The sequence below is a fragment of the Xylanibacter rarus genome (assembly GCF_001275135.1).
GTDB classification, from domain to species: domain Bacteria; phylum Bacteroidota; class Bacteroidia; order Bacteroidales; family Bacteroidaceae; genus Prevotella; species Prevotella rara.
On sequence record NZ_LFQU01000017.1, the window covers coordinates 53,457 to 68,483 of the forward strand.

Sequence of the window (15,027 nt, forward strand, 5' to 3'; positions counted from 1 at the left end):
AGGGTAAAACCCTGATTGCCGCATTGCTGGCCACAGGTTATTCCTCTTTAGCATTGAAGAAGGCGTCGAGCACTTCGGCAAATATGTCGCCTGGCGATATGCTGTCAAACAGCTGCATGCATGTGCGCAGCTTCAGTACATCTATTTGTGAGCCCATAAGTCTTCGTATTGTGGTGCGGCCTTTGTGTTTGAGCAGTGCGGCTGATATTTCGCGCAGTCGCGCTCCGAGCAGCGGGTGTGCCAGATATGCGCGTGCTTCGCCGGTGCCGTCGAGTCCGTAATATTCAGAGTTGTAGCTGTGCCCAAGACCTTTCTGCTGCGGAAATATGTACCATATCCAGTGGCTACGCTTGCCTCCGCTGCGTATTTCGCTAAGTGCTGTTGCATATTCAGTTTCCTGTGCATCGACGAATCTTTGCAGATTATATTCATTTTCGTTCATGGTATTATGGTTTATTTGGTTTGTATGTCTTGTTCCTTGTTTTTGGAATGCTATGCGCGGGGTGCCGTCGGCAACGTAAATAGTGCCGCATCTTATGAATCCTTCTTTCTCCAGGATGCTGATCATCGTGGAGTTAAGTTCGTGAGTGTCCACCCTCAGGTTGCCTTTGTCAAGGGCAAACCTTATGGCAAGCAGTGCTATGCCGCCTACGCTACCGTCAGACGCAAGTCGGTGTATCACGTTATAAGGCTCGTCGTCGGGCCATTGACCGTTGTATATCTTGGCATAAGTAGGCTCGGGCGACGGGCGCATGCAGAAGCATGCCACAATGCGGCCGTTTAGGCATATCAGATAGAAACACCCGTCGGCAACATCACTCGCCACGGTCTGTTTCTGCGGATAGCCGTTAGTCCACTGCACGTTGTTGCCGTTGCGGCGCATATATTGCCGCGCCTTGTCGAATATATCGTTTATCTGTGGCCACAGATTTTCAAATTCCTCTTTGCGGCACAGTTTTATCTGCGGTCTTATGTCTTTTGTAACGGCAGAGCCGTCGTGTTTTGCATATTGTTTCATATCAGGCTTTTGGCACATATAGTTTTTTTAATGACATACAAAGATAGTGAAAGGCGAGAGCAAAGTCAAATAAAAGACGCAGTTTTTTGAATTTTGTCTTAGCCGAGCCGCCTCCTATCTTATTTAAAGATAGTGAAAGGCGAGAGCAAAGTCAAATAAAAGACGTAGTTTTTTGAGTTTTGTCATAGCTGCGCCGCCTTATTTTTGGTATGCCTGCCGTCATTTGTAAATATTCCTGTATTACGGAAACAGATATAAAGGTATTTTTGACTTTGTGCAATTACATAAATATTTCAAAAAACTTCTTCAAAGGATGTGGGATATTCAAAACTTTTGTGTAAGTTTGCAGAAGATAAAAATATCATGCCAAAAGTTTACTGATAAACAGTTGTCGCAGCGTTTGGCATAAAGTTTGTAGAAGATTTTATATATAAACCGATAAAAACAAAAGATGAAAACAGTTTATGATTTCACTGTCAAGGACAGAAAAGGAAAAGACGTATCGTTAAAGGAGTATTCCAACGAGGTGCTGCTGATTGTAAACACAGCAACAAAGTGCGGATTCACACCGCAGTATGAGGAGTTGGAGAAACTTTATGAAAAATATCACAGCCAGGGATTTGAGATTCTCGATTTCCCCTGCAACCAGTTCGGACAGCAGGCTCCGGGCACAGACGAGTCTATACATGAGTTCTGCAAGCTGAACTATGGCACAGAGTTCCCCCGCTTTAAGAAACTGAAGGTTAACGGAGAAGACGCAGATCCTCTGTATAAATATCTTACAAGTCAGAAGGGCTTTGCCGGATGGGACATGAGTCATCCTATAGCTCCGATTCTTGACGATATGCTGTCAAAGGCAGATCCAGACTATAAGAGCAAGGCAGACATCAAGTGGAACTTCACAAAGTTCCTTGTTGCCAAGAACGGTGTAGTTGTGGCACGTTTCGAGCCTACAGAGAAGATAGAGAACATAGAGAAGCAGATTGAAGAACTGTTGAAGAAATAAAAACATATACATTCATATTTGTATAAGATGAAATGAAAAGCCAATGATATAGCGCGGTGCAACCTTATGGGGCATGGTGGTGTATTGTTGGCTTTTCTTTGTCTTTTAAAAAAACTATAAATTAATATGGAAAACGCAGAGAGAGTGAGCTGCCTTATCATAGGCAGCGGTCCGGCAGGATATACGGCTGCGATATATGCAGCACGTGCTAACCTGAATCCGGTAGAGTATTGCGGTCTGCAGGTTGGCGGACAGCTGACACAGACTACAGTGATAGAGAATTTCCCCGGCTATCCCGAGGGTGTTGACGGCAATCAGATGATGTTGGATTTGAGGCAGCAGGCAGAGCGCTTCGGTACAGACATGCGCGACGGCGTTATCGTTAAGGCCGACCTGAGCGAGGCTCCTTACAAGCTGACAACAGACGACGGACATGTTATTGCTGCTGACACAGTAATCATTGCCACAGGTGCTTCGGCAAAATATCTCGGACTGGCTGACGAGGAGAAATATAAGGGCGAAGGCGTGTCTGCATGTGCCACATGCGACGGTTTCTTCTATCGCAAGAAGGTTGTTGCCGTTGTTGGCGGCGGCGACACAGCATGCGAGGAGGCTCTTTATCTTGCAAGTCTTGCAAAGAAAGTTTACATGATTGTGCGCAAGCCGTTCCTCCGTGCTTCAGAGGTTATGCAGCGCCGTGTAAAAGAGGCTGAGAACATAGAGATTCTGTTTGAGCACAACACGCTCGGCCTTTATGGTGAGAACGGTGTTGAGGGTGCCCACCTCGTTAAGCGCAAGGGCGAACCCGACGAGGAGAAATACGATCTGCCTATCGACGGCTTCTTCCTTGCTATCGGTCACAAGCCTAACAGCGATGTGTTTAAAGAGTGGCTCGACCTCGACGAGATAGGATATATCAAGACCATAGGCAATACTCCTTGCACCAATGTGCCCGGCGTATTTGCTGCAGGCGACGTTGCCGATCCTCACTATCGTCAGGCAATCACAGCAGCTGCAAGCGGTTGCCGTGCGGCAATAGAGGCTAAGAACTATCTTCAGGAGCATCCGTCTCACTGATAGACGTTTGCTGGCTTGAATTAGAAATAAAGCGGAGTATGAGCGCGTATGTTTTTTCATGGCGTTCATACTCTTTTTTGTATTGTGCCGGATATTAGTAGATAAGTCTTTTCAAAGCTTGTGTTATTCGGTATATGCAGGCTTTATTCTGACAAAATGGCGGTAATCCGAATATAGAAAATAAATCGGCGAGTCCGAAATATCTGGTTTACTCAAAAATAACCACTTGTTTGCAACAGAAAACTCGGCCACTTTTGCATCAAAAGTGGCCGAGTTTTGACTCATAAACAATAGGTTAATGATTTGAAATCTATGGATATGATTTAGCTTATAGTCTTTATTGAAATTGGCAGTATTTTATCTAACTTTTAATAAAAATACGTCTATTACTTTCTGATTTTTTAAGTTTAAATGCAATTAAACTTTTGTTGCCCGTAAAAACAAAATAAGTGGATATGGGTTGAACTCAAAAAAGAGCAGTTGGGCTGACTTATATATTCTGTATTATAAATTGCCGTTTATAAATTCATGCAGCCGAGTTATTTTAACGTGAGTTCGACTAATTTAGAATGGTCGCCCATTAAAAAATCTTTATTTAGTTGCCTCTTAAAACATCATTATCTACTGGTATTCAGTTATTTAAACAATAAAAGTCTTTGACAAATCTGCAAGTTCTCTTACATTTAGGGTAATATACTTGCAGAGTTTATGATTGAAAAGGCGAATAACAGCTCTTCTTTATTCTGCAACCTGTCTGACATGCTGAACCAATCGCACCCACTTTACCGGTTGGCGGACAAAATGGATTGGGGAAAATTTGAAACAGCTTTTCTGCCATTGTATAGTCAGTCCAACGGCCGTCCCGTCAAGCCAATCCGTTTAATGTGTGCTATGCTCATCCTGAAGCACCTTCGTAATCTGTCAGATGACTCTTTGGTAGAATAATGGAGCGAATTATTATCAGTATTTTTGTGGTATGCAGGAGTTCACTCCGTCTGCCCCATGTGCCTCTTCAGAACTTATTCATTTCCGCAAGCGTATCGGTAAAGAGGGAATTGAACTTATTTTTCAGGAAAGCATTCGTGTGAATAACGAGGAGGATGCTGAAGACCATCATCATGATACAGCCTTTATTGATTCTACTGTTCAGGAAAAGAATATCACTTATAACACGGATGCAAAGTTGCATAAGAAGATCGTGAAAAAGGTTCTTGGCATTGTGAGAAAGCTTGGCCTTCTTCTGCGCCAAAGCTATGAAGGGAATCTATCGTGACAACTTTTCCGAAATCATCCCAATAACAGGAAGAAAGCCCTCAAGGCAGACAGGCGTTTACGTACAATAGTCGGAATACTTGTCAGAGAGCTGAAGCGTAATCTTAAGGGAAATTACGATTATGATAAATTGCTCGGAATCTTTGAAAACATTCTTTCACAAAGACGTAACAGCCGGAAAAAGATCTATTCCATTCATGAGCCGGAAGTACAATGTATCTGCAATGGCAAAGAACATAAGAAATACGAATTCGGCAACAAGGTATCCATCATACGTTCAGTCACAGGCATTATTCTTGGTGCCATGTCCTTCCGCAATGGATATGATGGTCATACTATCGGGTCTTCCTGGGAACAGGTAGAATGGTTAACCGGGCTAAAAATCAAAGTGATGGCAGGTGACAGAGGATACAGAGGCAAGAAGAAAATTAACGGGATGAAGATTATAATTCCCGATGTACCCAAGAAGTCAGACAGCCGTTATCAGAAGCAGAAAAAACACAAACTCTTCTGCAAGCGTGCAGGTATAGAACCAACAATAAGTCATTAAAGGGTAGTGTTTCACAGAGTGTGTCTAAGGCAAACTTGCCTCAGACACACTCTGTGAAACACTACCCTGGCGGCAGCGGCTTATAACTTCAAAAGAACCATGAAAGCTCTCTGTTGCATGCTTCAAAAAATATGCGAGATACTGTGTCAGAACAATATCTCGCAAAAAAGGGTTTTTAAAGGACGACTATTTTATATGTAGATGACTATAATTTGTAGGGCATTCAAATTTTTAATTTAATACAACTTGTATTATTTGAATATTTTTCTCTTACGTAACATATATTTATAAATGAAAGCCCTAATATGCACAGGAATCAATCTGACGGTACTCCTGATGGAAGCATTATATAAGAGCTCTCTTTTATTTAAGAATCCAACTTTATAGAAGTTTATTTGTGCGCGAATATCATCTTTGGCGTATTTCCAACCTCCGCGTCTTTTGTATAAATCTGAGGAAAATCTAAAAAACAGAAGACTTTCTTGTATATTGTAGAATTTGCAACCGTTCATTATCATTTTTATCCATAAATAATAATCTTCAGGAAAATCTTGATATCCCCCAAGTTGTATTATTTTATCACGTTTATAAACAACGGTAGGATGATTAACAGGACACCTGAATTTTGCATATCTTATTATTTCTTCATGGGTTTCTGGAATTCTTCTTTGTGATACGACATTCTTTTTGTCGTTTTCAAATTCATCTATCCAAGAACTGCAGATGTCAATGTCTTTGTGGTCATGCATGAACGTTATCTCTTTTTCAAATCTGTATGGCTTACAGATATCGTCACTGTCCATTCTTGCAACCAAATTGTATTTGCAATGTTTAAGTCCGATGTTCAAGGCATATCCGAGTCCATGATTCTCTTTAAGAGGAATTATTTTGAGTTCCTTATGTTTTTCGGTAAAGTCATTAATTGTAGAATATAGTTCATCTGTTAATGGACCGTCTTCTACTAATATAACCTCATCAGGAGGTAATGTCTGATTGAAAACACTGTTAAGGGATTCTTTAAGAAATTGAGACTTTTCTTTTATATAAACAGACATTAAAACTGAGAAATGCATGTCTTCCATAATGATTTAAGTTTTTATTGACTTTACGTCAAGTCCGTATTAATGTTCCGTAATATGAAATCATAGTGACAAGTATAGTTCTTTATAGGCAAGTCGTATTTTTTCAGGGTTAAAGATACTCATTATTTTTGTAATCTCAACATCTTTGCCTATTGTTTCATTGATTTTTCTTAAAAAATCATTATTGTCACCATATTTAAAAATACTATAACCTTTAGCGTCTTTTAAATGGTCGGCAATTCTGACGTTTTCTGACATGACAACAGGTGTTCCATAACAAAGACTTTCTAATGTTACATATGAGAACGCTTCATATTTTGAAGGAACCACAACCAAAGAAGCTTGTGCATAAAGTAGGGTGAGTTCTTCGTTTGGGATGTTTATATGTTGTGTGATGTCGCTGCGATGTTTAATTTTACCTTTTCCAACACAATGAATTTCAAACTTACCTTCAGGGAGTGAATATAGGTGTTGAAACCCTTTTACTGGGTCGTCAGTTCGTCCAACGAATAATATCATATTCTTTTTCTTTTTTACATTTGTTTCTATATTTTGTGGTTTATACCAATGTGGTATTTTAACTACATTATTATGGAAAGATTTAAAATATGCGAAATCCTCGTTGTTGATAGCTGTTACAGCAGTGGCGCAATGCTTAATGGTATTTTTTAGAAAAAGATTGAAAAACAATTTTCCAAACAATGGATGTCTCAATCTGTTAAAAGGATGCCAATGCGCTGTATATACAATGCTTTTATGAAGCAGTTTAGCTGTTATTAGTGCTTGAACTGTCCCCATTGCGGTATATCCATTGATGTGTATGATATCGGCTTTTTTTATAGCTGCTGATAAGGCTTTAGGCTTATAGTAATAATGAAATATCCGTGACTTTATTTCTGGATAATCTTTTATTTCTTCTGCCATGCAGTCTTTATCATCATGAAAAAAGTCAAATAATGACTGACAGTATGTGGCTGTTCCATCGCATCCTCCTTTAGGAGACTGTCTGATATATATAATTCTTTTCATTTTTTGTCAATTAAAAATGTATGAAGTTCAGGACGGCAATAATTATATAGACTTTTTACAAAAAGTACATAGCGCTTGTATCCAACAAACCTGTATAAACATTTGAACATTATGCCTATCATTTTTCTTTTTTTCCCGATATTATCGATGTTGCGTTGTGTAAGTTTATCAATATTTTCATTGTTTATCATATTATATTTTTTTATCGTATTGTAAAAAGTGCCTTCTTTGGAAGAAAAAGGATTGGTGATGTTTTTACCAGATAAAGTTAATCCATGATACAATCGTCTGTGAAATGATGAAATATTGTCTCCATTATCGTATGTAGCATAAGTATATTTCATTGGCAGAAATTTGTCGAACTTTTCTGCATTTTTTATTATTAGATTCATGTATATGTCTGTAGCAATTTTCAGATCTTCATATTCGCCTAAATTTTCTATTCTTTTTCTTGAAATAATGCCCTGTTTCATTTTGCCGTAATCATATCCTGCAAAATGTAGAAACACAAGTTGATCTTCTTTTGTTTCATTGTCATTTGTGCGGAATCTGACCATGATATTTCCATCTTTTAGAAACAGTTCTCGCTCAAAATAGTTCCATGGAGCCATATTCATACCGAGATTTTTTATTACATAAAGATGTTCGTTTCCCAATAAAGCCGGAAGCCAATCCATCCATTTCTGGTCAGTAAAATCCCCGACACTTCTGTCTACAAAACATTCATTCTTGAGTCTTTCTCTCCACCATGAAAGAATTTTTTGAGATATAGGTGTTTTTCTCATTCCACAAAAGCCTAGGTTGAATATGCCATTTACATTCATCGCCCATTCAGGATGCTCTCCTGTATAGTTTATATGTATTCCTGAAACTTGTGGTGTAAGTACAACATCGTATGTCTCGAGCTTTTCGAGAATTTCTGTTATGGGAGAAAAAATGCAAATGTCTGGATCAAAATACAATGCACTGTCATATCCCTTTGAAAAAATATATTGGAAACAAAATGGCTTTATAGATGTACAAAATTCAGTTAAATCATATTTGAATGTCATATCAGTCCATTCTGCATCAGTGTAATCTGATATTTTCTTTACAGAAATGACATTTTCCGGTATGGTTATTTGGGAAGCATCAATCTCATCGGCAACAAATATGTAAAAATCAATATCTGATTTATGAAATTTTTGCAAGGACTGTTCTAGGATAAGACCCAATCCTATATAATTCTTAGCAACTATTGTAAATGAGCATTTTTTCATATCTGATGGGTATTTATTTCTGTTTAATTATTTTTGCAGGATTTCCGGCAACGATGCAATATTCAGGAACATCTTTGGTGACAACACTATTTGCTGCTATTATAGCTCCGTTTCCTATTGAAACATTTGGCAAAATGGTTGCTTTGTCTCCAATCCATACATTGTTACCTATTATCACAGGACCTTTAGAGTATACAGGACGTTGTGTTGGTGGAATTTCCATCATTTCATGAGTTGAAGTACCATGAGAATTATCAGAAATAGTTACCCAACGGCCTGTAAGAACATTATGTCCTATGATGATTTTATTTGTACAAGTTATGTGGTTATATTCTCCGAAATCACAGTCGTTTCCTATTTCAATATATGGATTTAATTTTATCTTGTTGTATTTGTCCCAGGCACAAAGAATACAATGTTTACCGAAAGCAGTACCATCCCCAATTGCAATATGTTTGCCTCCAATAAGTTTTAACGGACGATAAAATATTGAACCTCGTCCGACCTTCTTAAAATTAGGGATTATCCAGAAAGTATAAAGATATGAAACTAAAAGTCCAAAATAGTTATTGAATTTATAACTATATATAAAATGAATTATAGTACACATTATGCGGGCTATTGGTTCCAATTTTATTCTTAAAAAGTGGGTAATATTCATGACTCTTGTGATTTATTATTTATTCCAAATACCGTTTGCCTTTCCTTGGCTTATTTTGGTATATTGTATTTTATTTGTTATGGCACTTAGCATATTTACTAAAGTAAGTGCGACTATAATGCCAACTAACCCCAGATGTTTGCTTGTAATTAGTGCCAACGGAATGTATATTATTGCTTCAATTATCGTAATTATGGTAATAAGTCTGATTTTTCCTATTCCACATAAAATATTTGAATAGCAAGTGCCGTATATTAAAACACTTGTGTATAACGCCATCATTGCAGACATGCTGAAAGGTATATGGACACTCTTACCTACCCATAAACTGTATATGGGATTTGCTAATGCCAACATTATAATAAGGACTATAACAAATATTTTAAGAATGTAATTCATTTTTTTTGTCATAGTTGAAATCCAATCCCAATCATTTTTAGCATATGCATCTGTGGTTGCAGTCCACAAAGGAGCAGAAATTATTGTAAATAAAATATTTACCAATGAAAAATATCTGAATGAAACCTGATATGGAGTAACTTCTTTTGGAGAGAATACATGAGATATAATGAAATTAGACGATGCGAAAAGAATTAATGCGCCAATCTGTATAAAGAAAAACTTTATTCCTAAACCAAATAAATTATGTAGTTCTTTTTATTAAAATAGAAAATGGATGGACGAAGGTGTTTGTATTTTGTAAAAGTAATGGGATATGATAATATATAAACAATTAGAGGTGATGCAGTATAAATTAAAGCCACGTGCATCAGATTTATTGTTTTGAATGTTTGTGACAAGCAGAATATGCCTAATAATGACAAAGTATGCCCTAAAGCTACCAATAGATTGTTAATTGCAGGAAGTTGTAGTGCTAAATAAACATTCCCGATGAATTTAAATATAAATGTAGCTCCTACTAAGGAAAATGAAAGTATTATTATATTGCTTAGATTTGGAACGTAAGTTTTTTTACGTTTAATAGTGCGTAGCAGTCAATGTTGTTAGTTACAAAACACAAAATGATTATTAATGGTATTACAATAGCAGACAGCATTACGAATGTTGTACTAATCTGTTGTTTGCTCAATATCTTGTCTCCAGTTGCAATTGACAGGGCTAATCTGTTACGCAGCCCATTTCCTAAACCTATATCAAAAGAGTCAATCCATAATAAGATACTATTGATGGTAAGCCATATTCCATATTCATATTGATTTAGGCATCCAAGTGTAACAGGTACAAGCAAAAGTTGTACAATGCATGTCCACATTTTAATTATAAAAGAACCAATAATATTTTTCTTTAATAATATTGTACGCTGGTTCCCTTTTAATATGTATGATGAAAAATTTAATTTCATATTTACATTATTTGTATGATGTTGTTATAGAAAACACTGATGCAGAATAATGTTATACTGATTGTTATTACAATTATTTTTGCTAATGGCTTTGGTCTTATCATATAAAAAATATTTGTAAAAAGTATGATTTCTGTAATACCGTAAAGTTCACTTATGCGGAATGCTAATACTGGAAGTGAAGAAAATGCGGTAAATGAAAACAAAGATAACGCCATAAGCTTTATCATCAAAGAAAGATATAAGTTATGCTCTCTTATTAAATCATACATGTATAAGATATAAAAGAAGATGATAATCCTAACAAAAAATACTAAATTGAAAACATTTACCTCGTCAATATATCCTTGATCTTTAAGTCCTTGATAAGCATCCAGTTTTTCACTGATGTAAGGTATGGGAAGAGAGGTGATATTTATATTTAGAAAATAGAAAATATATCCTAAGGGTATCAATGATGCCCAAATAATTTTATTCTTCCTTGTTAGTTCTTTGTTGCTTAACAGCATTAATGGCAGTAGAATTATAGAAGAATAGTGAAAAACAATTGCAAGTAGAAACAATACAAATGTTTTTTTGTAATTCTTTTCACTTAGAGGTTTAATGGCTAATAGTAATAAGCCTGAAGCGACTCCAACTCTAATTTGAGTAAATTCATGCAAAATGTAGTAGTTGCCAATATATACGGCAACGGCAAGTAAAGGTAGAGCTGTTAATCTCTTAAAAGCAATAAACTTTAATGATAATCCTAATGCAGCATATAAAAGGAAAATGCTATGAACATCATGAAACCATAAATAGAACCATTTACTGATTACTCTAAAAGAATATTCTACAGTTATGACTAATAAGGGATGATCATATCTGACAAAATATAATTCATAGTTTTCTGAGTCATTATCCATTCCTATAGGACGTATTGCTGCAAAAAGCACCAATAAGACCCCTATACCAATATATATATTCCATTTTATATTGGCTAATTCTTCTTCAAAAAGTGCAACGAGACAAGAAAGAAAGAATAGGATGGATATTGCAATAATCATTGAGCTGATTTATTCTTGTTTTTGCATTTTATTTATAGAATATATGGATGTAATTATAAATGTTAAAAATAGCATTGCCAATACAAAAAGCATTCTTTTGGGCTTAGAAGGCTTATTTGGTACGGATGCACTTTGAAGTGTTGTAAATGCAGGAGTTCGTTCTTGAACTTTTGCTTTTGCGGCTAATAGTTGTTGGCAAATACTATTATAGTTGTTATATTTTAGTTGCATTTCGTTTTCAAGGTCTTCTTGCTTCGCTTTATAGCTTTCCAATATTAGCTCTTGGTTTCCGTCAGAGAATGTTGCGTAAAGCTGCCTAGCCTTATCGTATGAGCTTTTGGCTTCAACATAAAGTTTTTTTGTATATTCCAAGTCTATTTTTGCTTTATTTGTTCTATAGTCTGTAATAAATAATTGCAGTCGTGATTTAATGGAATCTGCCATTGTTGCACAAACTAACGGATCTTGGTCTGTGACGACAATAGATATGACATTTGTTTTTTTGTCAACTTCGCAATCTATTTTTTGTTCAATTAACGATGTTATATCTTTTTGTTTTTTGTTAGTATGAATGGATCAATTTTTTTTGAACTATCAAATGGCTTGTCTTCTTTTTTTTCAAACAATTTTTTTATATAGTTTATAGGAATAAGCCACCATGCGTATTTTTGGTGCTTTTCCAAATAATTATAGTATGTTGTTTCTATTTTTTTGTCTTTTGTTTGAATTTTTATAGGGAAAAGACTTACTTTAAAGTCAATAGAATTCATGAGGTCTGGATAAAGTTCAGGAGAAATGGCATCCTCATTATCTAGTTTGTTTGCTAAATTTACTCCGAAAGATGAAGCTAAAGCACCAATTGAACCAATACCAGAAGATGTGCTTTCAGGAGCAAGTTTTACTTCACAAGTATAGCTTCTTGGTATACTTATAATGATGAGGGATGACACAATAAAGACAATTGGCATTGTATAAAAAAATGCTTTTTTATTTTTTATTATGGCTTTTAATATAAAATTGAAGTCAATAGGTGTTATTTCTTTTTTCATAATTTTTTGATATTAATATAGCAAATTGTTGACTTTTACAATATATTTGCCAGTGTCGCAATCATAGTTGCTATTGATGCAACAGATGTTCCGATAGTCATCTTTTCCGCAATAGTCATCTTGTTGATTTCCTTTTCAGGTACAACAATCTCACATCCGGGCTTTGGCTTGGCATTTTGGCTAACCTTTGCAATAGTGCCGTTCATGTAAACAATGTATGTCTGGCTCTTCTTTGCCTTTTCGCTGAATCCGCCGGCCTGGTTAATATAATATTTAGCCTTCTTGCCCTTCTGGAAACCTACGGTGTTAGGATACATCACAGCACCGTTTATCTTTACTGTTCCGTTATATTGCGGTACGATGATTTTGTCGCCTTCACGCAAAACGATGTCTGCATCGCATCCAGGGTTGGCTAGGGCCTTGTCAAGCTCTATTCCGACAGAATAGAACTCAGGTATTTCAAATTTCTTGATTTTCTCGCTGTCTTTAAGATCTATTTTCTTGTTTTCCTTAGCAGCTTCTATTTCCATCTGTTCTGCCTCTTCCTTGGCTTTTTTGAGCACGGCTTCCATACGTGCGCGTTCGCTCTCGTTCACCTTCCTTTCGAGGCGTGCACCTGCAACATAGCCACGGTCGTTAACGCCGCCGGCACTCTTTATAAGGTCGCTCAGACGCTGATTCTTCTTAGAGAGCGTATATGTACCGCTGAACATTACTTCGCCTTCAACGACAACATTCTGCTGCTTGTAGTAGCCGGGACTCTTGCGGACATACACTTCGTCGAACGGCATGAGTTTGAAGCCGGGTGTACCGTCAATCACAAAACCGTCTTTCAGGGCGAATGTGTAAGTGCGGGCAATGACAGAGTCGGTTGTCAGTGCCTTCGGGTTTACAATTCGTCTTGACACATCCACTTTTACTGTTGAGGCTGTCTGCTTTAAGCCTCCTGCCTGCAAGACGAAGTCCTCAAGGGTTTCGTTGTCGGCATATCTGTAAATACCCGGGTATTGCACCTCTCCGTGTATTGTGATAGTCTGTTCTTCCATCATCTCCTGTTTAGTCGGGATGAACAGCACGTCATTGTTTTGTATAGGTATGTCAGGAACGGTGCCGTCTAATATGCCTTCAACGTCAACAGGAACGACCTCGAGTGTACGGTCTTTCTTCATTCTGTGCATTACGGCACGTGCAGTGAAGGCTTCTTCACGGAGACCGTCGGCGTGTTCAATAAGTGTTTTTACGCTGTTGATGTCGCCTCCTACCTGATACATTCCGGGACGGAACACGGCACCCTTGACCTCAACCATGTTAGAGAAGCGGGGCAGGATAGAGTCAACGCTTACAGAGTCCTCGTCTGCAAGATGGAATGCACTCATGTCAAATTCATCAACGTTGTAGACAGAATATTCTCTTCCTGTCTTTCTGACAATGCGTACAGATTTCTTATATGCATCTCCTGTAAACCCTCCGGCGTATTTCAGCAAGGTGCCAACACTTTCGTTACGCTTCATTTCATAGTACATCGGTCTTTTCACCTTTCCGGTAATATTTACCAGACAGTCGTAAGGACCAACGGAAATGACGTCGTTGTCGGCAAGTCTGACGTTGCCTGTGAGTTTTCCGTTTAGGATATAGTCATAGATATCCACGACAGACACCAGTCGGTTATTTCTGTATACCTTGATGTTACGCATCGTACCTATATCGTTTGTACCGCCTGCCATATACAAGGCATGGAATACTGTTGCAAACGCAGGAAGAGTGTAGGTTCCAGGGTTTTTCACCTCACCCATCACGTTAATCATTATCGAGCGTGTCTGACCAACAGTTAGCTTTATCTTCGAACTGCTGTATCTTGCTCCTAACGTGGAGCGCAGGCGTGCATTTGCCTGTGCCACGGTCAGACCGCTTACCTGTACGGGGCCGAAACCTTCTATTGTTACTTCTCCGTCGGGTGAAACGGTACTTTCTATAGTCTTTTGTGATGCGCCATATATGTCGATATAGACAGCGTCGCCCGGGCCTAAGATGTAATTCTGCGGGGTGGCGATGTTCATGTTGGGCTCGAACGTAAGGTCCTTGTTGTTGAAGATATCACGTCCGAACACTTTTTTCTTTCTTTTTTCTGCAAGGAGCTTTTCCAGCATGGCCGTTGTGTCAGGGATGAATGTGTTCAGCTCATCCTGCATCATCAGCCAGTCTTCGTTTGTCTCGTCATAGACAACTTCCTTTGATTTGCTCTTTTTCTTTTCTCTTGTATCTTTTATTCTGTATTGCGGTGATTCTTCGTCATCGTCGTTTTTGCTTGAGCCTTTCTTTCCGTTATTCTTTCTCTGGCGTCCGTTATCTTCTTCCGAGTCTTTGCTGCTTACGGTGCCAAGGCCTTTGTTTTTTGCCTGGCGTTCATATTTGTCTTTTACGCGCCTGATCTGTTCTATAGTTACGCCTTTCTGCATCAGTTTTGTTACAATCTGTGCCTGTGATGTGCCTTCGGCGTTTTCTTTCATTACAAATTTCAGTATCTGTTCGTCTGTCATTGACGATTGTGCTGTTGCATAACAAGGCAACAGCAGTGCGAATAAGAAAAGAATGATATATTTTTTCATATTAAATTA

General features: G+C 37.7%; 12 protein-coding genes and 1 pseudogene. 3 read left to right on the forward strand and 10 right to left on the reverse strand.

What is annotated here, in order from left to right:
- Positions 1-37 precede the first annotated feature (37 nt).
- The gene (locus tag ACU52_RS15835; RefSeq protein ID WP_316936651.1) at positions 38-1,018 is read right to left on the reverse strand and encodes a DUF1810 domain-containing protein; all 981 of its coding nucleotides are present in this window, start codon (positions 1,016-1,018) and stop codon (positions 38-40) included.
- Positions 1,019-1,469: 451 nt separating this feature from the next.
- Between ACU52_RS15835 and ACU52_RS09395 the strand changes: the two genes are divergently transcribed.
- The 3 genes and pseudogenes from ACU52_RS09395 (at position 1,470) to ACU52_RS09405 (ending at position 5,124) form a co-directional block, all read left to right on the forward strand.
- On the forward strand, positions 1,470-2,024 hold the full coding sequence (locus ACU52_RS09395; protein WP_021855379.1) for a glutathione peroxidase: 555 nt from the start codon (positions 1,470-1,472) through the stop codon (positions 2,022-2,024).
- A 126-nt stretch (positions 2,025-2,150) separates the two neighbouring features.
- Positions 2,151-3,101, forward strand: a complete 951-nt coding sequence (gene trxB, locus ACU52_RS09400) for a thioredoxin-disulfide reductase (RefSeq protein ID WP_053398621.1) — start codon at positions 2,151-2,153, stop codon at positions 3,099-3,101.
- A 708-nt stretch (positions 3,102-3,809) separates the two neighbouring features.
- A pseudogene (locus ACU52_RS09405) lies at positions 3,810-5,124 on the forward strand (IS5 family transposase).
- A gap of 50 nt (positions 5,125-5,174) precedes the next feature.
- On the opposite strand, the gene ACU52_RS09410 reads toward ACU52_RS09405, so the two are convergent.
- The 9 genes from ACU52_RS09410 to ACU52_RS09450 form a co-directional block, all read right to left on the reverse strand.
- Positions 5,175-5,996: a glycosyltransferase family 2 protein gene (locus ACU52_RS09410; protein ID WP_053398636.1), complete on the reverse strand. Its 822-nt coding sequence runs from the start codon at positions 5,994-5,996 to the stop codon at positions 5,175-5,177.
- A gap of 69 nt (positions 5,997-6,065) precedes the next feature.
- The gene (locus ACU52_RS09415) at positions 6,066-7,034 is read right to left on the reverse strand and encodes a glycosyltransferase family 4 protein (RefSeq protein ID WP_053398622.1); all 969 of its coding nucleotides are present in this window, start codon (positions 7,032-7,034) and stop codon (positions 6,066-6,068) included.
- The gene (locus tag ACU52_RS09420) at positions 7,031-8,293 is read right to left on the reverse strand and encodes a glycosyltransferase family protein (RefSeq protein ID WP_053398623.1); all 1,263 of its coding nucleotides are present in this window, start codon (positions 8,291-8,293) and stop codon (positions 7,031-7,033) included. The genes ACU52_RS09415 and ACU52_RS09420 overlap by 4 nt, the downstream gene beginning before the upstream one ends.
- Before the next feature lie 13 nt (positions 8,294-8,306).
- Positions 8,307-8,954 (reverse strand): acyltransferase, encoded by a 648-nt coding sequence (locus ACU52_RS15840; RefSeq protein WP_316936652.1) that lies wholly within the window; start codon positions 8,952-8,954, stop codon positions 8,307-8,309.
- Between the two features lie 15 nt (positions 8,955-8,969).
- Positions 8,970-9,581: a lipopolysaccharide biosynthesis protein gene (locus ACU52_RS09430; protein ID WP_082335237.1), complete on the reverse strand. Its 612-nt coding sequence runs from the start codon at positions 9,579-9,581 to the stop codon at positions 8,970-8,972.
- Between the two features lie 738 nt (positions 9,582-10,319).
- The gene (locus tag ACU52_RS09440) at positions 10,320-11,363 is read right to left on the reverse strand and encodes an EpsG family protein (RefSeq protein ID WP_053398626.1); all 1,044 of its coding nucleotides are present in this window, start codon (positions 11,361-11,363) and stop codon (positions 10,320-10,322) included.
- A gap of 9 nt (positions 11,364-11,372) precedes the next feature.
- Positions 11,373-11,807, reverse strand: coding sequence for a hypothetical protein (locus ACU52_RS15595; protein WP_239684903.1), 435 nt, complete (start codon positions 11,805-11,807; stop codon positions 11,373-11,375).
- A 98-nt stretch (positions 11,808-11,905) separates the two neighbouring features.
- Entirely contained in the window at positions 11,906-12,412 is a 507-nt protein-coding gene (locus tag ACU52_RS15600; RefSeq protein ID WP_239684904.1) for a hypothetical protein, read from the reverse strand.
- A 35-nt stretch (positions 12,413-12,447) separates the two neighbouring features.
- Positions 12,448-15,018, reverse strand: coding sequence for an SLBB domain-containing protein (locus ACU52_RS09450; protein WP_053398627.1), 2,571 nt, complete (start codon positions 15,016-15,018; stop codon positions 12,448-12,450).
- Positions 15,019-15,027 lie beyond the last annotated feature (9 nt).

Excerpts from the sequence above, each read along its gene's own strand:
- ACU52_RS09395 (WP_021855379.1), top strand. The coding sequence starts at position 1,470 with ATGAAAACAGTTTATGATTTCACTGTCAAGGACAGAAAAGGAAAAGAC.
- ACU52_RS09440 (WP_053398626.1), bottom strand. The coding sequence starts at position 11,363 with ATGATTATTGCAATATCCATCCTATTCTTTCTTTCTTGTCTCGTTGCA.
- ACU52_RS15840 (WP_316936652.1), bottom strand. The coding sequence starts at position 8,954 with ATGAATATTACCCACTTTTTAAGAATAAAATTGGAACCAATAGCCCGC.
- ACU52_RS09410 (WP_053398636.1), bottom strand. The coding sequence starts at position 5,996 with ATGCATTTCTCAGTTTTAATGTCTGTTTATATAAAAGAAAAGTCTCAA.
- ACU52_RS09450 (WP_053398627.1), bottom strand. The coding sequence starts at position 15,018 with ATGAAAAAATATATCATTCTTTTCTTATTCGCACTGCTGTTGCCTTGT.
- trxB (WP_053398621.1), top strand. The coding sequence starts at position 2,151 with ATGGAAAACGCAGAGAGAGTGAGCTGCCTTATCATAGGCAGCGGTCCG.
- ACU52_RS09415 (WP_053398622.1), bottom strand. The coding sequence starts at position 7,034 with ATGAAAAGAATTATATATATCAGACAGTCTCCTAAAGGAGGATGCGAT.
- ACU52_RS15600 (WP_239684904.1), bottom strand. The coding sequence starts at position 12,412 with ATGAAAAAAGAAATAACACCTATTGACTTCAATTTTATATTAAAAGCC.
- ACU52_RS15835 (WP_316936651.1), bottom strand. The coding sequence starts at position 1,018 with ATGAAACAATATGCAAAACACGACGGCTCTGCCGTTACAAAAGACATA.
- ACU52_RS15595 (WP_239684903.1), bottom strand. The coding sequence starts at position 11,807 with ATGGCAGATTCCATTAAATCACGACTGCAATTATTTATTACAGACTAT.
- ACU52_RS09420 (WP_053398623.1), bottom strand. The coding sequence starts at position 8,293 with ATGAAAAAATGCTCATTTACAATAGTTGCTAAGAATTATATAGGATTG.